Annotated in this window: 14 protein-coding genes; 9 read left to right on the forward strand and 5 right to left on the reverse strand. The window is 65.2% G+C overall.

All coding sequences use genetic code 11. The annotated features are described in order from the left end of the window. Positions 1 to 71 precede the first annotated feature (71 nt). Genes M2S36_RS20680 through M2S36_RS20690 form a run of 3 tightly spaced genes read left to right on the forward strand, consistent with a single transcriptional unit; the run spans position 72 to position 3,663 of the window. Entirely contained in the window at positions 72 to 1,976 is a 1,905-nt protein-coding gene (locus M2S36_RS20680) for a sensor histidine kinase (RefSeq protein ID WP_207832950.1), read from the forward strand. Continuing rightward, a complete protein-coding gene (locus M2S36_RS20685) occupies positions 1,973 to 3,301 on the forward strand; it encodes a sigma-54-dependent transcriptional regulator (protein WP_013973972.1) in 1,329 nt (442 codons plus the stop codon). Before M2S36_RS20680 ends, M2S36_RS20685 begins: the two co-directional genes overlap by 4 nt. A gap of 26 nt (positions 3,302 to 3,327) precedes the next feature. After that, positions 3,328 to 3,663, forward strand: coding sequence for a GlpM family protein (locus tag M2S36_RS20690; protein WP_333957758.1), 336 nt, complete (start codon positions 3,328 to 3,330; stop codon positions 3,661 to 3,663). Positions 3,664 to 3,762: 99 nt separating this feature from the next. Here the strand turns inward: M2S36_RS20690 and M2S36_RS20695 are convergent, their stop codons facing one another. Beyond that, a complete protein-coding gene (locus tag M2S36_RS20695; RefSeq protein ID WP_333957760.1) occupies positions 3,763 to 4,758 on the reverse strand; it encodes an alpha/beta fold hydrolase in 996 nt (331 codons plus the stop codon). A gap of 196 nt (positions 4,759 to 4,954) precedes the next feature. On the opposite strand from M2S36_RS20695, the gene metR reads away from it, so the two are divergent. Beyond that, the gene (gene metR / locus M2S36_RS20700) at positions 4,955 to 5,872 is read left to right on the forward strand and encodes a transcriptional regulator MetR (protein WP_207832952.1); all 918 of its coding nucleotides are present in this window, start codon (positions 4,955 to 4,957) and stop codon (positions 5,870 to 5,872) included. Here metR and M2S36_RS20705 read toward each other — a convergent pair. Further along, positions 5,856 to 6,269: an NUDIX hydrolase gene (locus tag M2S36_RS20705; protein WP_207832953.1), complete on the reverse strand. Its 414-nt coding sequence runs from the start codon at positions 6,267 to 6,269 to the stop codon at positions 5,856 to 5,858. The two genes, metR and M2S36_RS20705, sit on opposite strands and share 17 nt — an antisense overlap. 228 nt (positions 6,270 to 6,497) lie before the next feature. Between M2S36_RS20705 and M2S36_RS20710 the strand changes: the two genes are divergently transcribed. Together M2S36_RS20710 and M2S36_RS20715 are read left to right on the forward strand one after the other, a co-directional pair. After that, positions 6,498 to 10,766, forward strand: a complete 4,269-nt coding sequence (locus M2S36_RS20710) for a DEAD/DEAH box helicase (protein WP_333957761.1) — start codon at positions 6,498 to 6,500, stop codon at positions 10,764 to 10,766. 181 nt (positions 10,767 to 10,947) lie between these two features. After that, entirely contained in the window at positions 10,948 to 12,567 is a 1,620-nt protein-coding gene (locus M2S36_RS20715) for an FMN-binding glutamate synthase family protein (RefSeq protein ID WP_333957763.1), read from the forward strand. Between the two features lie 123 nt (positions 12,568 to 12,690). Here M2S36_RS20715 and M2S36_RS20720 read toward each other — a convergent pair whose 3' ends face one another. Further along, on the reverse strand, positions 12,691 to 14,109 hold the full coding sequence (locus M2S36_RS20720) for an amino acid permease (protein WP_207832959.1): 1,419 nt from the start codon (positions 14,107 to 14,109) through the stop codon (positions 12,691 to 12,693). A 420-nt stretch (positions 14,110 to 14,529) separates the two neighbouring features. On the opposite strand from M2S36_RS20720, the gene M2S36_RS20725 reads away from it, so the two are divergent. The 3 genes from M2S36_RS20725 to M2S36_RS20735 all read left to right on the forward strand — a co-directional run bounded on the left by M2S36_RS20725 (position 14,530) and on the right by M2S36_RS20735 (position 19,068). Beyond that, on the forward strand, positions 14,530 to 17,679 hold the full coding sequence (locus M2S36_RS20725) for a transglycosylase domain-containing protein (RefSeq protein ID WP_207832962.1): 3,150 nt from the start codon (positions 14,530 to 14,532) through the stop codon (positions 17,677 to 17,679). Positions 17,680 to 17,768: 89 nt separating this feature from the next. Continuing rightward, the gene (locus M2S36_RS20730) at positions 17,769 to 18,314 is read left to right on the forward strand and encodes a PadR family transcriptional regulator (RefSeq protein WP_207832965.1); all 546 of its coding nucleotides are present in this window, start codon (positions 17,769 to 17,771) and stop codon (positions 18,312 to 18,314) included. After that, on the forward strand, positions 18,307 to 19,068 hold the full coding sequence (locus tag M2S36_RS20735; RefSeq protein ID WP_207832967.1) for a siderophore-interacting protein: 762 nt from the start codon (positions 18,307 to 18,309) through the stop codon (positions 19,066 to 19,068). Before M2S36_RS20730 ends, M2S36_RS20735 begins: the two co-directional genes overlap by 8 nt. A 46-nt stretch (positions 19,069 to 19,114) precedes the next feature. Here the strand turns inward: M2S36_RS20735 and M2S36_RS20740 are convergent, their stop codons facing one another. Both M2S36_RS20740 and M2S36_RS20745 read right to left on the reverse strand, forming a co-directional pair. Next, complete coding sequence (locus M2S36_RS20740; RefSeq protein WP_063913158.1) at positions 19,115 to 19,750, reverse strand: Pr6Pr family membrane protein; 636 nt, start codon at positions 19,748 to 19,750, stop codon at positions 19,115 to 19,117. A 1-nt stretch (position 19,751) separates the two neighbouring features. Then, positions 19,752 to 19,973, reverse strand: a complete 222-nt coding sequence (locus M2S36_RS20745; RefSeq protein ID WP_003252112.1) for a VF530 family DNA-binding protein — start codon at positions 19,971 to 19,973, stop codon at positions 19,752 to 19,754. Positions 19,974 to 20,071: the final 98 nt, after the last annotated feature.

Genomic DNA, 20,071 nt, shown 5'->3' on the forward strand with positions numbered 1-20,071 from the left:
TTGCTTCACTGAAGCGGTCGGCGCCGCTGCCCTTTCGGGCAGCAGGCGCTGGTCGTGACAAGGCCACTGTGATGAAATGCGATCCTTCGCTTCTTCTCCCTGCCAAGCCTGCCGTGAAATCCCGCCTCCTCCGCCAATTGCTGTTGCCGCCACTGATCATCCTGCTGATGGTCGGCCTGGGCATGGCTGGCTACCTGATCAGCGAGAGCAACGGCATCCGCACCCTCAGCGAAAACGGCGAGCGCCAGCTGGAGCTGCACGCGCGCACGGTCGAGAGCGAAATCAGCAAGTACACCTACCTGCCGAGCCTGCTGGAGCTGGAAGACAGCGTCTCGCACCTGCTCACCGACCCTGACGGCGGCTCGCGGCAGACCGTCAACGAATACCTCGAAGGCCTGAACCGGCGCAGTCGCAGCCGGGCCATCTTCGTCCTCGACACCAACGGCCGGGTCCAGGCCACCAGCAACTGGCGCGATGCCGACTCGTTCCTCGGCGAGGACCTGTCGTTCCGGGCCTACTTCCAGACCGCCGTGCGCGGCGAGCCCGGGCGTTTCTACGGTATCGGCAGCACCACCGGCGAGGCCGGCTATTACCTGGCCCATGGCCTGGAAGAGCACGGCAAGATCATTGGCGTGGCGGTGATCAAAGTGCGCCTGGACACCCTCGAGGAGCGCTGGCAGCGTGCCCGCCTGGAGGCGTTCGTCAGCGACGAGAACGGCATCATCATCCTCTCCAGCGACCCGGCCCGGCGCCTGAAGTCGGTACGCCCGCTGACCCCGCAAATCAAGGAGCGCCTGGCCCGAAGCCTGCAGTACTACTGGTGGCCGCTGAACGAGCTGCAACCCCTGGCCCGGGAAACCCTGGCCGATGGCGTGGAAAAGCTGACCTTCCCGGCCAACAGCGAAACCGCACAGGGCAAGGCCCACGAAGTGGCCTACCTGGCCCAGACCCGGCGCCTGGCCGATACACCCTGGCACTTCACCCTGCTGACCCCGCTGCAGGACCTGCGCCGCGAATCCATGGTGCAAGGCATCCTGGTGGGCGTGGCCTTCGCCTTGCTGGCGATCCTCGGCATCGCCTGGAACGAACGGCGCAAGGTCATCGCCACCCGCCTGGCAGCCCGCGAGGCCCTGCAGGAAGCCAACAGTCAGCTGGAGCGACGGATCGCCGAACGCACGGCCGACCTGCGCGCCAGCAACGAACGCCTGAAGGGCCAGATTCGCGAGCGCCGGCATGCCGAGCAAACCCTGCGCCACGCCCAGGATGAGCTGGTACAGGCCGGCAAGCTGGCCGCCATCGGGCAGATGTCGACCAGCATCGCCCACGAACTGAACCAGCCGCTGGCCGCGCTGCGCACCCTGTCCGGCAATACCGTGCGCTTCCTCGAACGCGGGGCGCTGGAAACCGCCAGCACCAACCTGCGCACCATGAACGACCTGATTGACCGCATGGGCCGTATCACCGCCAGCCTGCGCTCGTTCGCCCGGCGCGCTGACGACAGCGGCCAGGCCTCGCTGGCCAAGGCGGTGGACGCAACCCTGCAGGTGCTGGCCAACCGCATCAGCGCCTGCCACCTGCAGTTGCACAATCAGTTCGAGGACCAGCAACTGGCCATCGACCAGACCCGCCTGGAGCAGATCCTGGTCAACCTGATCGGCAACGCCCTGGATGCCATGGCCGCCCAGCCACTGCCGCAGCTGTGGCTGGAAGGCGAGCTGCAGGGCGACAAGTACCGTTTGCAGGTGCGCGACAATGGCCACGGCATCGACGCCGAGGCGCGCAAGCACCTGTTCGAACCTTTCTTCACCACCAAACCGGGCGAACACGGCCTGGGCCTGGGCCTGACCCTGTCGGCGAGCCTTGCCGCCGCCGCCAAGGGCAGCCTCAACGTCGAGCACCCCGCCAGCGGCGGCACGGCCTTCGTCCTGGCCCTGCCGCTGGTATCCCCCCCTAGCGAATCGGCAGAGCACCCATGAACCAAGCGCCTCTTACCGTCCTGATCGTCGAAGACGACCCGCATGTGCTGCTCGGCTGCCAGCAGGCGCTGGCCCTGGAAGACATCGCCTGTGAAGGCGTGGGCAGCGCCGAGCAAGCGCTGGAACGCATCGGCGACGACTTCGCCGGCATCGTCGTCAGCGATATCCGCCTGCCGGGCATCGATGGCCTGGAGCTGCTCAACCGCCTCAAGGCCCGCGACCGCAGCCTGCCGGTGGTGCTGATCACCGGCCACGGCGATATCGACATGGCGGTCGGCGCCATGCGCAATGGCGCCTACGACTTCATGGAAAAGCCCTTCTCCCCGGAGCGCCTGGTCGACGTGGTGCGCCGCGCCCTTGAACAGCGCGGGCTGTCGCGCGAAGTGGTGGCCCTGCGCCGCCAGTTGGCCGAGCAAAGCAGCCTGGAGGGGCGCATCATTGGCCGCTCGCCAGCCATGGAGCACCTGCGCGAACTGATCGCCAACGTTGCCGATACCTCGGCCAACGTGTTGATCGAAGGCGAGACCGGTACCGGCAAGGAACTGGTCGCCCGCTGCCTGCACGACTTCAGCCGCCGCCAGGGCCAGCCGTTCGTGGCGCTGAACTGTGGCGGCCTGCCGGAAAACCTGTTCGAAAGCGAGATTTTCGGCCACGAAGCCAACGCCTTCACCGGCGCCGGCAAACGCCGCATCGGCAAGATCGAACACGCCAACGGCGGCACGCTGTTCCTCGACGAAGTGGAGAGCATGCCGATCAACCTGCAGATCAAGCTGTTGCGCGTGCTGCAGGAGCGCACCCTGGAGCGGCTGGGCTCGAACCAGAGCATTCCGGTGGACTGCCGGGTCATCGCCGCCACCAAGTCCGACCTGGATGCCATGGGCCAGAGCGGCCAGTTCCGCAGCGACCTGTATTACCGGCTGAACGTGGTAACCCTGGAGCTGCCGCCGCTGCGCGAGCGCCGCGAAGACATCCTGCAGCTGTTCGAACACTTCCTGCAGCAGTCTGCCCTGCGCTTCGACCGTGAAACACCTGCCCTGGACAGCCAGACCCTGTCGCGCCTGATGGCCCACGACTGGCCGGGCAACGTGCGTGAGCTGCGCAACGTCGCCGAACGCTATGCCCTCGGCCTGCCGGCGTTCAAGAAAGGCCCCAGCGGTGGTGCCAGCCAAGGTCTGGGCTTTGCCGAGGCGGTGGAAGCGTTCGAGCGCAACCTGCTCAGCGACGCTCTGCAACGCACTGGCGGCAACCTGAGCCAGGCCAGCCAGGAGCTGGGCATGGCCAAGACCACGCTGTTCGACAAAGTAAAAAAATACGGCCTCGGCTGACCTCAAACCCAACCTGGAAAGACAACGTGGACCTGGTATTCAAAGCGGCCCTTGGCGCTGGCGTGGTGCTGCTGCTGGCGGTGCTGTCGAAGACGCGCAATTACTACATCGCCGGGCTGGTGCCGCTGTTCCCTACCTTCGCCCTGATTGCCCATTACATCGTCGGCAAAGGGCGCAGCATTGCCGACCTGAAGACCACCATCCTGTTCGGCATGTGGTCGATCATTCCGTACTTCGTGTACCTGGCGACCTTGTATGTGCTGGTCGACCGCCTGCGCCTGGAGGTATCGCTGGCACTGGCCACGGTGGCCTGGCTGATGGCCGCGACCGTGCTGGTGACCTTGTGGGTGCGGATGCACTGATCGGAATCGGCGCTGGCCTCTTCGCGGGTAAACCCGCTCCCACAGGTTCCTCACATTGCCTGAGGTCTGTGCCGTACCCGCGAAGAGGCCAACGCGGATTCAGAGCCCTGCGATATGCGTGACATCCTGCCGATGCGCCTGCAGGTAGGGCAACACAGCCCCCAGCAGCGGCGCCTTGAACGGCTCCTGGAAGCGGTGCGCCAACCTCGGTATCAAACGCAACTGGCTACCTTGAATATGTGCCGCAAGGTGCACGCCATGCATTACCGGCAGCAATGGGTCGGCCGTACCATGCACCACCAATGTCGGCACCCTCAACCGGTTCAATAGCTCGACGCGGCTCGGCTCGGCCAGGATTGCCATGATCTGGCGCTTGGCCCCGTCAGGGTTGAACGCCCGGTCGTAGGCCACGGCCGCCTGCTGCAGCAAGGCTGCACGGTCGTCATGCACCTCGGGGCTGCCCAGCGCCGCCAGCAGGTCGGCCTGCTGTTCGATGGCCACTTCGCGGTTCGGCGCGCTGCGCCGGGCCAGCAGTTGCACCAGCGCCGGATCCGGCGCCGGCAACCCCGCCGCCCCTGAACTGGACATGACCAGCGTCAGGCTGCGCACGCGCTCGGGCGCCATGGCCGCCAGGTGCTGGGCAATCATGCCGCCCATGCTCACCCCCAGCACGTGGAACTGGCGCACGCCCAACGCATCCATCAGGCGCAGACCATCGTCCGCCATGTCGGTCAGCGTATAAGGCGCAACCACCGGCAGGCCCAGTTTGTAGCGCAGCAATTCGACCGTCAGGTTGGCCGACGGTGGCAACTGGCTCCAGCGTGACAGGCCGACATCGCGGTTGTCATAGCGGATCACCCGAAAGCCCTGGCGGCACAATGCCTCGACCACATCGTCCGGCCAGTGGATCAGCTGCCCGCCCAGGCCCATCACCAGCAGCAAGGCAGGGTCGCGTGGCGCACCGACACTCTGGTACACCAGGCTGACCGCCCCCAGCTCGGCCCGCTGCACCGGCACCTGGGCGTCACAACGCTGTTCAGCGAAACTCGCAGGTACGCCGAATACACAGAAAAGAAAAAGCCAAAAAGCCCGCATGAAAGAAACACCAGAATGCAGATCCCCAGTAGAGCGCGAGTCTGATGAATTCTGTTCGGGCGCGCTGCCACAGTTCAGTGACAGTTTGATGACTCCCGCCAGGCGGTGCGACCGAACGCCCAGTCGACAGGCGCGGCAACATGAGGGAAACTCAACTCATTCCCTGTTTCCTCACATCCACACCCCGGAGTCAGCTGTGCTGGAGATCCGTCACCTGAAAACCCTTCATGCCCTGCGCGAGGCCGACAGCCTGGTGGAGGCTGCCGAGCGCCTGCACCTGACCCAGTCGGCACTGTCGCACCAGTTCAAGGAGCTGGAAGAGCGCCTGGGCCTGCCGCTGTTCGTACGCAAGACCAAGCCGATCCGCTTCACCAGCGCCGGGCTACGCCTGCTGCAACTGGCCGATGCCACCCTGCCGCTGCTGCGCAGCGCCGAACGAGACATCGCGCGCCTGGCCGGTGGCACCGCCGGGCGCCTGCACATGGCCATCGAATGCCACAGCTGCTTCCAGTGGCTGATGCCGACCATCGACCAGTTCCGCGATGCCTGGCCGGAAGTGGAGCTGGACCTGGCCTCAGGCTTTGCCTTTGCCCCGCTGCCGGCCCTGGCCCGCGGCGACCTCGACCTGGTGGTGACCTCCGACCCGCTGGACCTGGCGGGCATCACCTACGTGCCGCTGTTCACCTATGAGGCGATGCTGGCGGTGGCCAACCAGCATCCGTTGGCCAGCAAACCCTACATCGTGCCGCAGGACCTGCTCGACCAGACCCTGATCACCTACCCGGTGGAGCGCGATCGCCTGGACATCTTCACCCGCTTCCTGGAGCCGGCCGACATCGAGCCGGCCGCCGTGCGCACGTCGGAGCTGACGGTGATGATGATGCAACTGGTGGCCAGCGGCCGTGGCGTTTGCGGCATGCCGCACTGGGCGCTGCACGAGTACAGCTCGCGCGGGTATGTGAAGGGCAAGCGCCTGGGCGAGAAAGGCCTGTTCGCCACGCTTTACGCCGCCGTGCGCACCGACATGCTCGATGCGCCGTACATGCGCGACTTCTTGCTGACAGCCAAGGACACCTCGTTCGCCACCCTCGATGGTGTCAGCGCGGTGCGCTGACGGCCTGGCGGTACAGCGGCAGGATCAGGTCGCGGGTCAGGGGAGCCAGGTGCATGGCGGGTACCTGGTCAGCGGCCAGCCAAACCACCTCTTCGATCTCCGCGGCCGGGCGCACGGCGGCGGCGCTGTCGACACGGAACAGTTCGGCCTGTACCTCGAAGCCCGGCTCGTTGGCGGCCGGGGCGCTGAACTGGCCCAGGTGCACGGCCTGGGCCGGGTCGAGGTGCAGGCCCAGTTCCTCATGCAGCTCGCGCACCAGCGCCTCCAGCGGGGATTCGCCAGCATCGATCTTGCCGCCAGGCTGCATGAAGGCCTGGGTGCCGCGCTTGCGAACCAGCAAGGTGCGGCCCTGGGGGTCGATCAGCAGGGCGGCGGCGATGCGGATGGTCTTGGGCATGGGCTGGGCTCGCTTGAAACAATGGCCGGGGAGGATCCCATGGGGGTCCTGGCCTGACAAGGCCAGTGTTTCCTGTGCCGGCCCTTTCGCGGGCACGCCCGCTCCCACAAGTCCTGCGCAGCACCTGTGGGAGCGGGCATGCCCGCGAAAGGGCCGCCACAGGATATAGCCGACCTGCCAGACGAACGGCCCCTTGCCAACCCGTCCCACACCCGCCATAACCAACACATGAACCTGCCCGCCAAACACCACCCGGTGCTCGAGCTGTTTCACCCTGCTGTGCGCACCTGGTTCCGTCGCCATTTCGCCACGGTCACCGATGCCCAGGCCAAGGCCTGGCCGTTGATCCACGCGGGCAATTCGATGCTGCTGGCCGCGCCGACCGGCTCGGGCAAGACCCTCAGCGCGTTCCTGGCCGTGCTCGACGAACTGTTCCGCCAGGGCCTGGAGCACCAGGGCGAGCTGCCTGCGCAAACCCAGGTAGTCTACGTTTCGCCACTCAAGGCGCTGTCCAACGATATCCGCCTGAACCTGCAAGCCCCGCTCGAAGGCATTAGCCAGGCCCTTGCGGACCAGGGCCTGAACGCCCCACGCATCACTACGGCCGTACGTACCGGCGACACTCCGCAGAAGGAGCGTGCCGCCATGCGCAAGCTGGCGCCGCACATCCTGGTGACCACACCCGAATCGCTGTACGTGCTGATGGGCTCGACGTCGGGCCGTGAAGGCCTGGCCAGCGTGCACACGGTGATCGTCGACGAAATCCATGCCCTGGCCGGCAACAAGCGCGGCGCCCACCTGGCATTGACCCTGGAGCGCCTGCAAGCCCTGTGCAACCAGCCACTGCGGCGTATCGGCCTGTCAGCCACGCAACGCCCGGTCGAGCGGGTGGCGCAATTCCTGGTCGGCAACGGCCGCACCTGCGCCATCGTCGATGTCGGCCATGCCCGGCAGCGCGACCTGGCCATCGAGGTGCCGCCAGTGCCGCTGGGTGCGGTGATGGCCACCGATGTCTGGGGCCTGGTCTACGACCGCCTGGCTACCCTGGCGCGCGAACACCGCACCACCTTGGTGTTCGTCAACACCCGGCGCCTGGCCGAGCGCATCACCCGTCACCTCAGCGACCGCCTGGGAAAAGAGGCGGTTGCCGCGCACCATGGCAGCCTGGCCAAGGAGCTGCGCCTGGAGGCGGAACAACGCCTGAAACACGGCCAGCTACAGGTGCTGGTGGCCACTGCATCGCTGGAACTGGGCATCGATATCGGCGACATCGAACTGGTCTGCCAGATCGCTTCGCCAGGCTCGATCGCAGCCTTGCTGCAGCGGGTTGGACGCGCCGGCCACCAGGTCGATGGCGTACCCAAGGGGCGCTTGTTCCCGACCTCGCGCGATGACCTGATCGAATGCGTGGCCCTGCTCGACTGCATACGCCGGGGCGAGCTGGACGAACTGCACCTTCCCCGGGCGCCGCTGGATGTGCTGGCCCAGCAGATCGTTGCCGAAGCCAGCAACCAGCCCTGGCACGAACAGGCGCTGTTCGACTGCCTGCGCCAGGCCACGCCCTACGCAGAACTCGACCGGCAACACTTTCAGGCCCTGCTGCGCATGCTCGCCGAGGGCTTCAACGGTCGCCAGGGCGTGCGCAGTGCCTACCTGCACCGCGATGCGGTGAGCGGCACGCTGCGTGGCCGCCGTGGCAGCCAGCTGACCGCTCTGACCAGCGGCGGCACCATCCCCGACAACGCCGACTACGCCGTGCTGCTTGAACCGCAGGCGCTGAACATCGGCAGCGTCAACGAAGACTTTGCGGTGGAAAGCATCGCCGGCGACATCTTCCAGCTGGGCAACGCCTCCTATCGCATCCTGCGCGTCGAGCCGGGCCGGGTGCGGGTGGAGGATGCCCATGGCCTGCCGCCGACCATTCCATTCTGGCTGGGCGAGGCGCCGGGGCGCAGCAACGAGCTGTCTGCCGCGGTGGCCCGGCTGCAGGCACAGATCGACCAACAGCTGGCGAGCGCCAACCAGGCCGAGGTGCTGGCCTGGTTGCAGGACACCTTCGACCTGGGCGAAGCCGCCGCCGGCCAGTTGCTCGACTACCTGGCCCGCACCCGCGAAGTGCTCGGCGCCCTGCCCTCGCAGGACACGCTGGTGATGGAGCGCTTCTTCGATGAATCCGGCGGGACCCAGCTGATCATCCATTCGCCCTACGGCAGCCGCATCAACCGCGCCTGGGGTCTGGCCCTGCGCAAGCGCTTCTGCCGCACCTTCAACTTCGAGTTGCAGGCGGCAGCCAGCGAGGACGCCATCGTGCTGTCGCTGTCCACCAGCCACAGTTTCGAACTGGACGATGTGTGGCGTTACCTGAATAGCCGCAGCGCCGAGCCGATTCTTGTCCAGGCGCTGCTCGATGCGCCGCTGTTTGGCGTGCGCTGGCGCTGGAACGCCAGCGTGGCCCTGGCCCTGCCGCGCTTTGTCGGTGGGCGCAAGGTGGCGCCACAGATCCAGCGGATGAAGAGCGAAGACCTGATTGCCGCCGTGTTCCCCGACCAGATCGCCTGCCTGGAGAATATCGTCGGCGAACGGCAGATTCCTGATCATCCGCTGGTCGAGCAAACCCTCGACGACTGTCTGCACGAGGCGATGGACTGCGAAGGCTGGCTGGCGCTGTTGCGGCGAATGGAAAGCGGCACGGTGCGCCTGCTGTGCCGCGACCTGCCCGCCCCTTCGCCGCTGGCTTCGGCCATCCTCAATGCCCGTCCCTATGCCTTTCTGGATGATGCGCCGCTGGAAGAACGGCGCACTCAGGCGGTGCTCAACCGGCGCTGGAACGAGGTGCACAGCGGCGACGCCCTGGGCGCACTGGACGCCGATGCCATTGCCGCCGTTGCTGCCGAGGCCTGGCCGCAGCCGGGCAATGCCGATGAAATGCATGAGGCGTTGATGGGCCTGGGTGCCATCAGCCAGGACGAAGTGCAGGACAATGCCAGTTGGGAGCTGCTACTCAGGCAGTTGGCCCAAGCCGGCCGGGCCTTGCGCCTGGTGGATGAAAAGCTGTGGCTGGCGCGCGAGCGGTTGAGCCTGCTGCAGGTGCTGTATCCCGGCTCCCGGCTGGAACCTGCGTTGCAGGTACTGCCAGGCTTCGATCAGGCCATCGAGCCGGACATTGCGCTGGTCGAACTGCTGCGAGCCCGCCTGAGCGGCCATGGCCCGCTGACCCGTGCGCAGATTGCGGCAGCACTTGGCAAACCGCTGCCGGCCATCGAACAGGCACTGGCCCGCCTGGAAACCGAAGGCTATGTGCTGCGTGGGCATTTCAGCCCCGGGGCAAGCGAACTGCAGTGGTGCGAGCGCCATTTGCTGGCGCGTATCCACCGCTACACGGTCAAACGCCTGCGGCGGGAGATCGAGCCGGTCAGCCTGCAGGACTTCATGCGCTTTCTGTTCGACTGGCAGCACCTGGCCAACGACACACGCCTGCGCGGCCCGCAAGCGGTGGCCGAGGTACTGGGCCAATTGCAAGGCTTCCCGAGTGCCGCTGGCGCCTGGGAGGCCGAACTGCTGCCGGCACGCATCAAGGACTACAGCCCGCACTGGCTCGACGATGCCTGCCGTAGCGGGCAGTTCGCCTGGAGCCGGCTGGCGGCGACCGTGTCGAGCAACACCTTGTCGAGCACACCGCTGGTGCTGCTGCCGCGCGAGCACCTTGGCCTGTGGCGCAGCCTTGCCCCCGTGCCAGCCCTGGATAGCCTCGGCGCACGGGCGCAACGCGTCCACGAGGTGCTGCATGCACATGGCGCGCTGTTCTTCGACGAGCTGACACAGGATGCCCACCTGCTGCCCAGCGAACTGGAGACGGTCTTGCAGGAGCTGGTAGGTGCAGGCCTGGTTGGGGCCGACAGTTTCACCGGCCTGCGCAGCCTGATCACCCCGGCGGCGAAACGCGCTTCACGCAACAGCCGACGCGGCCACCCGCCGCTGTCCAGCAGCATGTCCCATGCCGGGCGCTGGGCCTTGTTGCGCACGGGCGCGGTGGACGACAGCCAGCGTCTGGAGCACATCGCCCGTGCCTTGCTACGGCGCTATGGCGTGGTGTGCTGGCGGCTGCTGGAGCGCGAAAGCGATGTGCTGCCGCCGTGGCGCGAGCTGCTGCGCTGCTATCACCGGCTGGAAGCGCGTGGCGAGATTCGTGGCGGGCGCTTCATTGCCGGGCTGGCCGGTGAACAATTCGCCTTGCCAGAGGCGGTGGGGCTGCTGCGGCAGGTGCGGCGGCGTGAGCTGGACGGGGCACTGGTAGTGGTGAGCGCCAGTGACCCGCTGAACCTGGTCGGGTCGTTGCTACCGGGGGCGAAAGTGCCGGCGGTCAGTGGCAACCGCCTGTTGTATCGCGACGGGGTACCAGTGGCGGTGCGGGTGGCCGGGCACTATTCGTACCTGGTCGAAGCGCCGGCACAAGAGCAGGAAAGCTGGCGGCAGAAGCTGCTGCGCGACACCATCTGAATGTTTTTGCTGTACGGGCCCTATCGCCGGCAAGCCGGCGATAGGGCCCGTATAGCCTGCACAAGGCTTGGCGAGAATGATTTTCGCTACCCCGATTTTAATTTGCACAGCCGTGCAACTTGGCTATGGTCGGGGTTTGCCCCAGGCCCTGAGCCTGACCGCGCCATCGCAAGGACCCTGTATGAGCCTGTCACTTCTCAGCCGCTATGCCTTCTTCGCCGCCTGTGTGCTGTTCACCCTGGCGAGCCTGCCCTTCACCCACCACGAATGGTTGTGGCCGTTCACCCTGACCACTGCCATCCTCAGCCTGATCGGCCTGTTCGACCTGCTGCAGCAACGCCACGCAGTACGCCGCAACTACCCGATCCTGGGCAACATCCGCTACCTGGTCGAGGCCATTCGCCCGGAAATCCGCCAGTACCTGCTGGAGGCCGACAGCGACGCCCTGCCGTTCTCCCGCGCCCAGCGCTCGCTGGTGTACGCGCGGGCGAAGAACGAAGCCTCGGACAAACCTTTCGGCACCCTGATCGACGTGTACGAGTCTGGCTTCGAGTTCATCGGCCACTCCATGCGTCCGGCGCCATTGGCCGACCCGGCCAGCTTCCGGGTCGTCGTCGGCGGGCCGCAGTGCAGCCAGCCCTACTCGGCGTCGATCTTCAACATATCGGCGATGAGCTTTGGCTCGCTCAGCGCCAATGCCATCCGTGCCCTCAACCAGGGCGCCAAGCTGGGCAATTTCCACCATGATACTGGCGAAGGCAGCATCAGCCCCTATCACCGCGAGCACGGCGGCGACCTGGTCTGGGAACTGGGCAGCGGCTACTTCGGGTGCCGCACGCCGGATGGGCGCTTCGACCCCGAACGCTTCGCCGCCCAGGCGCGCAGCCCGCAGGTGCGGATGATCGAGATCAAGATGAGCCAGGGCGCCAAGCCCGGCCATGGCGGTATCCTGCCCAAGCACAAGGTAACCCGGGAAATTGCCGAAACCCGTGGCGTGCTGATGGGCGAAGACTGCATCTCGCCGTCGCGCCACAGCGCCTTCTCCACCCCCATCGAGATGATGCAGTTCATTGCCCGGTTGCGTGAGCTGTCTGGCGGCAAACCGGTGGGCTTCAAATTCTGCCTGGGCCACCCGTGGGAGTTCATGGGTATCGCCAAGGCCATGCTGGAAACCGGCATCCTGCCCGACTTCATCGTCGTCGACGGCAAGGAAGGCGGCACCGGCGCGGCGCCAGTGGAGTTCACCGACCACATTGGCGTACCGCTGCGCGAAGGGCTGCTGTTCGTGCACAACACCCTGGTCGGCCTGAACCTGCGCGACAAGATCAAGCTGGGCGCCAGCGGCAAGATCGTCAGCGCCTTCGACATTGCCAGCGTGCTGGCCATTGGCGCCGACTGGGCCAACTCGGCACGCGGCTTCATGTTCGCCATCGGCTGTATCCAGTCGCAGAGCTGCCACACCAACAAGTGCCCGACCGGTGTGGCCACGCAAGACCCGCTGCGCCAGCGGGCGCTGGTGGTGCCGGATAAAGCCCAGCGGGTGTTGAACTTCCACCACAACACCTTGCGGGCCCTGGCCGAAATGCTTGCGGCAGCGGGCCTGGAGCACCCTGCGCAACTGGAAGCCAAGCACCTGGTGCGGCGCATCTCGGCCACCGAGATCAAGCTGTTCTCGCAGATGCATGTGTTCCTGAAGCCGGGTGAACTGCTGACTGGCGAGGTGAACGGGCAGTTCTATTCGCGCATGTGGCAACTGGCGCGGGCGGACAGCTTCGAGCCGCACAGCGAGGTGGCGGCCTGATTGAACCTGGGGCTGCTACCCAGCCCACCGCGACACAAGGCCGCTCCCACAGGAGTACGCGATCTCCTGTGGGAGCGGCCTTGTGTCGCGAAAGGGTCGCAAAGCGGCCCCAGCCATTTCAGATCAGGAAGCAGTACTGGCCACACCCTGCGCGTCTTTCGGCGCCAGGCGCAAGGCGTAGTACAGCACCGTCAGCAGCACCAGGAACGCCGGGCCGATGTACAGGGCCACGCGGGTATCCTCGAAGTAGGCCATCAGGCCGACCACCAGCACCAGGAAGGCCAGCGCCAGGTACGAGCTCAGCGGCCACAGCCACATGCGGTACTTCAGTGCCTTGCGCTCGGCAGTGGTGAGGCCGGCGCGGAACTTCAGCTGCGCCAGCAGGATCATCACCCAGGTCCAGATCGCGCCGAAGGTGGCGATGGAAGTAACCCAGACGAAGACCTTCTCCGGCACCAGGTAGTTGGCCAGCACGCCCAGCAGCAGCGCGCCGATCGACAGCAGCAGCGCATTGCGCGGTACGCCGTTCTTCGAGGTGCGAGCGAAGGTCGCCGGGGCCTGGCCGTTCTGCGCCAGGCTGTAGAGCATGCGCCCGGTGCTGAAGATGCCGCCGTTGCACGACGACAGCGCTGCAGTGATGACCACGAAGTTGATGATGCCGGCGGCGGTCTTGATGCCGAGGCGCTCGAAGGTCATGACGAACGGGCTACCCTGGCTGCCGATCTCGTTCCACGGGTAGATCGACAGGATCACGAACAGCGCACCGACATAGAACAGCAGGATGCGCCAGAACACCGAGCCGATGGCCTGCGGAATGGTCTTTTGCGGGTTGCGTGCTTCACCGGCGGTCAGGCCGATCATTTCCACGCCCAGGTAGGCGAACATCACCATCTGCAGCGACATCAGCACGCCGGTCACGCCGTTGGGCATGAAGCCGCCATTGCTCCACAGGTTGGAGATACCCATTGCCACGCCGTCATTGCCGAAGCCAAAGGCAATGATGCCGATGCCGCCAAGGACCATGGCGATGATGGTGACAATCTTGATCAGGGCGAACCAGAACTCGAATTCACCAAAGGCCTTCACTGCCACCAGGTTGACCGCACCCATGCTGCCCAGCGCCGCCAGGGCCCAGATCCAGCGCGGTACGTCGGGGAACCAGATGCCCATGTAGATGGCCACCGCGGTGATTTCGGCAACGCAGGTCACCAGCCACAGGAACCAGTAGTTCCAACCGGTAAGGAAGCCCGCCAGCGGGCCAAGGTAGTCCTGGGCATAACGGCTGAACGAACCGGCGACAGGGTTGTGCACGGCCATTTCGCCAAGGGCGCGCATGATCACCAGAATGGCCAGGCCGCCGATGATGTAGGACAGCATGATGGCGGGGCCGGCCATTTCGATGGCCTTGGCCGAACCGAGGAAGAGACCGACACCGATACAGGCGCCCAGCGCCATCAGGCGGATGTGCCGTTCGCCCAGTTCACGTTTGAGCGGGCCGCCTTCAGTGGCCTGGCCGTGGGCAGGGTGGTTGCCGACTGGCATAGCAATACAACCTCATTTTGTTATTGGATTTGACCTTCGTGCAGCACCGGCCAGGCCGATAGGCGTGGCGTTGGCTTGCCGGGCTGGCCTCGTGGGCCGGCCCGTGTACCGGAATAGAGCGGCCGGCAGGGCGAAGGGGGCAAGCAGTATAGGAAGACCGTTGTAGGAGTTTTCACTATAAATATGCAGAAATTTGGCAAGAAATCGGGCTCTGTGGGAGCTGGCTTGCCTGCGATCAGGCGCAAAGCGCCCGCAAAATTTCCTGCGGCACCATAGCAACATCGCCGTATGAAGAAACCCACACCAAAGCCGCATAGCCCTACACCACTTTTCTCCACCTCTTACAAAATTTTCACCTCACCCGCTCAACGTCTAAGCTTCAGACAAGCAAGACGAAAATACCTGGCCGGATAGAAGACTATGGGCGCACTGTGGCAATCGGAACCAAGCAGAACGGAAGCACCCGAGATACCTCCGGCCGAGACGCCACAACCCGAATCCCCCCGTCAGCGTCGGCTATGGTGGCGGCTGATCATCCTCATCCTGCTGGTGGCGCTGGTGGCCATCGGCTTCGCTGCGTATGACGAATTCCGCACCTCCAACCTGCAGTCGCGGGAATTCAGCAAACTGGCCAGCACCCTCACCTATTCGCTGCAGCCAGGCCCCAGCGATGCCATCGTCTACCCCGGTGAGGGGCCGTTCGACAAACGCCTTGGCTACAGCGCCCTGGGCGAGTTCCTGCCGCGCCTGCTCAAGCGCGACTACCTGATCAGCGAGCAGGTGAGGTTCTCGCCGGCGTTGATGAACTACGTCGATCATGGGCTGTTCGCCCCCTATATCGAGAAAATCCAGGCGGGCCTGTCGATCACCGACTGCCGCGGCGACATGCTGTACCAGTACAACTACCCGCAACACCTGTACCCGGACTTTGCGGCGATCCCGCCGGTGATCGTCAACAGCCTGCTGTTCATCGAGAACCGCGACCTGCTCGACACCAAGGACCCGCGTAACAACCCGGCCGTGGACTGGCCGCGCTTCGCCAAGGCCGCCTACAGCCAGGTGGCCAAGTACCTGGCCTTGCCCGGCCAGTCCGCTGGCGGCAGTACCTTGGCCACGCAGCTGGAAAAGTACCGCCATTCACCGGACGGCCTGACCGTGTCCGGCGCCGAGAAGATCCGCCAGATGATTTCCGCCAGCGTGCGCGCCTACCAGGGCGGCCCGGACACTACCGAGGCGCGCCAGCGCATCGTGCGTGACTACCTCAACAGCGTGCCGCTGTCGGCAGTGCCTGGGCATGGCGAAGTGCATGGCATGGCCGAAGGCCTGCGGGTGTGGTACGGCGCCGACTTCGACCAGGTCAACCAGGCCCTGAGTTCCACCGCCAGCGACCCCGAGAGCATGGCCGCGCGCGGCCTGGCCCTGCGCCAGGTGCTGTCACTGATGATTGCCCAGCGTCGGCCCTCGCACTATCTGTCCAAGGGGCGGGTCGAGCTGGCCGAACTGACCGACGCGCACATCCGCGTACTGGCCGCCAACAAGGTCATCGAGCAGCCACTGGCCGACGCAGCACTGGCCAGCAAGGCGGTATACCGCGACTGGGTGGCGCAACCGACCATCGTGCCGATCGTCACCAACAAGGGCATCAGCCTGGCACGCAACCGTCTGGCGGCCATGCTCAACCGCCCGCTGTACGACCTCGACCGGCTCGACGTGTCGGCCACCAGTACCCTGCAGTCCGACCTGCAGTTGCAGGTCAGCCAGTACCTGAAAAACCTTGCCGACCCTGAATTCGCGGCGCAGATCGGCCTGATCGGCGAACGCCTGCTCACGGCCAAGACCACCGACCAGGTGAGCTACAGCTTCACCTTGTTCGAGCGCACCGCCGACGGCTCGCGGGTGCGGGTGCAGACCGACAGCACCGACCAGCCCTTCGACATCAACGAAGGCAGCAAGCTGGAGCTGGGCTCCACCGCCAAGTTGCGGGTGCTCACCACCTACCTGGAGATCATCGCCGAGCTGCACGACAAGTACGCCGGCAAGCCTGCCGCGGAGTTGAAGAAAGTCGAAGTCGCCGAACTCGACCGCATCAGCCAGTGGTCGCTGGAATGGCTGGCGCAGAACAGCAAGAACCAGAGCCTGGACGCCATGCTCGATGCCGCTCTGGAACGCAAGTATTCGGCCAACACCGGCGAAGCCTTCTTCACCGGCGGCGGCATGCATGTGTTCAACAACTTCCGCAAGGAAGACAACAGCCGCAACCCGACCCTCAAGGATGCGTTGCGCGAATCGATCAACCTGCCGTTCATCCGCCTGATGCGCGACCTGGTGCGCTACGTGACCTACCAGCAGCCGTATAACCGTGTGCCGCTGCTCAAGGACGACTCCGACCCGCGCCGCCAGGAATACCTGGCCCGTTTCGCCGACAAGGAAGGCACCAACTACCTGATGCGCTTCTGGAAGAAATACCAGCGCAAGACCTCGCAGCAGCGCCTGGACACCTTCCTCGACAGCATGCGCGTGACCCCGCAACGGTTGGCGGCCGTGCACCGCTACCTGTTCCCCGAGGCTGGCCAGGAAACCTTCAACGCCTTCGTCCGCGCCCACCTCAAGGGCGACAAGATCGTCCTGGGCAAACTGACCGATGGCCGTCTGTCGGAGATGTACGACGCCTATGGCCCGGGCAAGTACGACCTGCCCGACCAGGGCTATATCGCCAAGGTCCACCCGCTGGACTTGTGGCTGCTCGGTTACCTGCTGAAGAACCCCGGCTCGACCTTGACCGAAATGGTCAATGCCAGCCGCTTCGAGCGCCAGGAGGTCTACGGCTGGCTGTTCAAGAGCCGCCATCAGGGCGCCCGTGACAGCCGTATTCGCACCATGGTCGAGATCGAAGCGTTCCTCGACATTCACCAGCGCTGGAAGCGCGTGGGCTATCCGTTCGACCACCTGGTGCCTTCGCTGGCCACCGCCATCGGCAGCTCGGGCGACCGCCCTGCCGCCCTCTCCGAACTGGTTGGCATCATCCAGAACGACGGCGTGCGCCTGCCGACCTTGCGTATCGACACCCTGCACTTTGCGGCCAACACGCCTTACGAGACCAAGCTGGTCACCGACCCGGACCGGGGCGTACGGATTCTGCCGGTCGAAGTGGCGCGCGCCCTCAAAGGCGCCATGTCGCAGGTGGTGGATGCGGGCACCGCGCGGCGTATTTCCGGCAGCTTCAAGCTGCAGGACGGTACGCCATTGGTAATGGGCGGCAAGACCGGTACCGGTGACAACCGCATCGAAAGCTTTGGTGCTGGCGGCCGGCTGATCGGCTCGCGCTCGCTGAACCGTACCGCCACCTTCGTGTTCTTCCTGGGTGACAACCACTTCGGCACCTTGACCGCATTCGTGCCGGGGCGCTCGGCAGAGGCCTTCAAGTTCACCTCGGCGCTGCCGGTGCAGGTACTCAAGGGCATGGCGCCGATTCTCATGCCATACCTGCAACCGGGCAATCCGAATGAGTGCAAACCGCCGCAGGTGGCCACGCACACAGCCACGCCACAAGGGGATGCATCGAACAACTAGATGATAATCATCTGCAATTAAGGGCTTGTCTTTAGATATATCTTGAGTAATATCTTACGATATATCGCAAACGACGGAGCCCTTTCCCCATGCGCGAACCTACCCCCCATGACCCCTTCGAGCGGCGCCCCGGCCGTGGCGAACGCGGCCCTCGCGTCTTCGCCCCCGGCGACCTCAAGCTGCTGATGCTGGCCCTGCTCGCCGAGCAGCCAGGCCACGGCTACGACCTGATCCGCCAGATCGAGAACCTGTTCGACGGCAGCTACAGCCCAAGTCCCGGGGTGATCTACCCCACCCTCAACTTCCTTGAGGAGGCCGAGCTGATCAGCGGCCAGGTGCAGGGCAGCAAACGCCTCTATGCCATCACTGAAGCCGGCCGCACCGCCCTGGCCGAACAGGCCGTTGCCCTGGACGGCGTGCGCATGCGCATCGAAGTCAGCAAACGCGCCCTGCGCGGCCACGACCGCCCGCCAGAGATTCATGAAGCGGTCGGCAACCTGCGCCACGCACTGCACATGCACAGCGGCCGCTGGACACCGGAAGAAATCGAGCGGGTCCGCGACCTGCTCAACCACACCGCCAAGGCCATCGCCTCCGGGCCGGCCGAACCTGTCAGGGAGACACCCCATGAGTGACACCATTCACCGCGTCAACCACGAGATCCGCCAACGCCGCCTGCAGGTGCTGCGGGTCACCGAACTGACCCCGCGCATGCGCCGCATCACCCTCGGTGGTGCCGAGCTGCAAGGCTTCACCAGCGTGGGCAGCGACGACCATATCAAGCTGCTGTTCGCCGAAACGCCGGAGCAACAGCAAGCCATCGAGGCCCGTAATCTGGGCCGAGAAGGTGGCGCACGGCCCACCATGCGCGAATACACGCCGCGGCGCATCGACCTGGTGGCCAATGAGCTGGATATCGACTTCGTGCTGCACGGCGATGGCCCTGCCTCCACCTGGGCCGCCCAGGCCGCACCCGGGCAAACCCTGGACATCGCCGGGCCGCGGGCTTCGATGGTGGTGCCGGACATCTTCGACAGCTATCTGCTGATCGGCGACGAAACCGCCATTCCGGCCATTGGCCGCCGGTTGGAGGAATTGCCGGCAGGCCGCCAGGTGCTGGCGGTTATCCAGATCGAAGACGAGCAGGAACGCCAGCCACTGCCGAGCAAGGCACAGGTGGAGGTGATCTGGGTACGTCGCCAACAGGAAGACTTGCTGGCACTGGTGAAGAACCTGACCTTGCCAAAAGGCCGGTTGTACGGCTGGGTGGCGCTGGAAAAAGCCCTGACCCGCCAGGCCAAGGCGCTGTTGCTGGAGAAAGGCCTGCCTGAGGATGCGCTGAAGGCTGTGGCCTACTGGCGTGCCGACGGGACTGCGGACGACGAATGATTGTTTATTGCCTGCACTGGCTTGCCGGCGAGAGGGCCAGTGCAGCTCAAGCCAATCTGTGCAGCCCCCGCCACCGATCCAGCCCCAGCAACACCAGCCCAATCCCCCAGAACCCCGCCAGCACTCCCAGGGCATTGAGCATCACCTGCCCATACCCCAGGCTCGCCACATCGATGAACGGGTAGGCATATACGCCAATCTCGCTCCCTCGCCACAGCGCGTAGGCAAAATACACCGCCGGGTACACCGCCCAGACCAGCAAGTGCCATAGCCGCAACCTGCCCTTGGGCACTTCGCACCACCAGTACAAGGCATAGAGCACGGGCATCACATCGTGCAGCAACTCGTCCGCCAGCCATTGCCAGCCCTGCGGTTGCCACAAGTGACGCAACAGCACGCTGTAGGCCAATGCCACCAGCACGATGCTGGCGGCCACCGCGGAACCCACCGAAGGCGACAGGAAAAAACGCTTGGCACGGCCTTCCCGGCCGAACGCCGCATAACTGAGCACCGTTGCCACCAGGGTATTGGTCAATACGGTGAAATACCCGAACACATTGATCAGGCCGCCAACCAGGCTGGCCTGTTCCTGCCAACGCGCCAGCAGCACCAGGTACACCTGCACGGTCAAACCGAACCAGCCCAGCACGGCCATGCCGGTCAGCCAGGTACGACGCGGCATGTCAGGCCTGGCGCTGCAGTTTCACGTACAACTGCTCGACCTTTTCCCGTGCCCACGGTGTCTTGCGCAGGAAGGTCAGGCTCGACTTGATGGTCGGGTTGCTCTTGAAGCAGCGTACATCGATGCGCTCGGCCAGGCCCTGCCATTGGTAGTGCGCCACCAGCTCGGTGAGGATCTGTTCGAGGGTCTTGCCGTGCAGCGCGTTGTGTTGGGCCGTGCTCATGCCAGTGCTCCATAGGAAAGATGCGCACCTTACACGAGTGTAGTGGTGGGTGGGATCAGGCGAGTCGACAGAAAAACCGCTGGCCAGGCGCAAAACCT

Source organism: Pseudomonas sp. SF2, assembly GCF_036858055.1.
GTDB lineage: Bacteria > Pseudomonadota > Gammaproteobacteria > Pseudomonadales > Pseudomonadaceae > Aquipseudomonas.

Bases quoted from the DNA above. Each gene is read 5' to 3' on its own strand.
- M2S36_RS20680 (WP_207832950.1), top strand. From the start codon at position 72: ATGAAATGCGATCCTTCGCTTCTTCTCCCTGCCAAGCCTGCCGTGAAA.
- M2S36_RS20685 (WP_013973972.1), top strand. From the start codon at position 1,973: ATGAACCAAGCGCCTCTTACCGTCCTGATCGTCGAAGACGACCCGCAT.
- M2S36_RS20695 (WP_333957760.1), bottom strand. From the start codon at position 4,758: ATGCGGGCTTTTTGGCTTTTTCTTTTCTGTGTATTCGGCGTACCTGCG.
- M2S36_RS20705 (WP_207832953.1), bottom strand. From the start codon at position 6,269: ATGCCCAAGACCATCCGCATCGCCGCCGCCCTGCTGATCGACCCCCAG.
- M2S36_RS20710 (WP_333957761.1), top strand. From the start codon at position 6,498: ATGAACCTGCCCGCCAAACACCACCCGGTGCTCGAGCTGTTTCACCCT.
- M2S36_RS20715 (WP_333957763.1), top strand. From the start codon at position 10,948: ATGAGCCTGTCACTTCTCAGCCGCTATGCCTTCTTCGCCGCCTGTGTG.
- M2S36_RS20720 (WP_207832959.1), bottom strand. From the start codon at position 14,109: ATGCCAGTCGGCAACCACCCTGCCCACGGCCAGGCCACTGAAGGCGGC.
- M2S36_RS20725 (WP_207832962.1), top strand. From the start codon at position 14,530: ATGGGCGCACTGTGGCAATCGGAACCAAGCAGAACGGAAGCACCCGAG.
- M2S36_RS20730 (WP_207832965.1), top strand. From the start codon at position 17,769: ATGCGCGAACCTACCCCCCATGACCCCTTCGAGCGGCGCCCCGGCCGT.
- M2S36_RS20735 (WP_207832967.1), top strand. From the start codon at position 18,307: ATGAGTGACACCATTCACCGCGTCAACCACGAGATCCGCCAACGCCGC.
- M2S36_RS20740 (WP_063913158.1), bottom strand. From the start codon at position 19,750: ATGCCGCGTCGTACCTGGCTGACCGGCATGGCCGTGCTGGGCTGGTTC.
- M2S36_RS20745 (WP_003252112.1), bottom strand. From the start codon at position 19,973: ATGAGCACGGCCCAACACAACGCGCTGCACGGCAAGACCCTCGAACAG.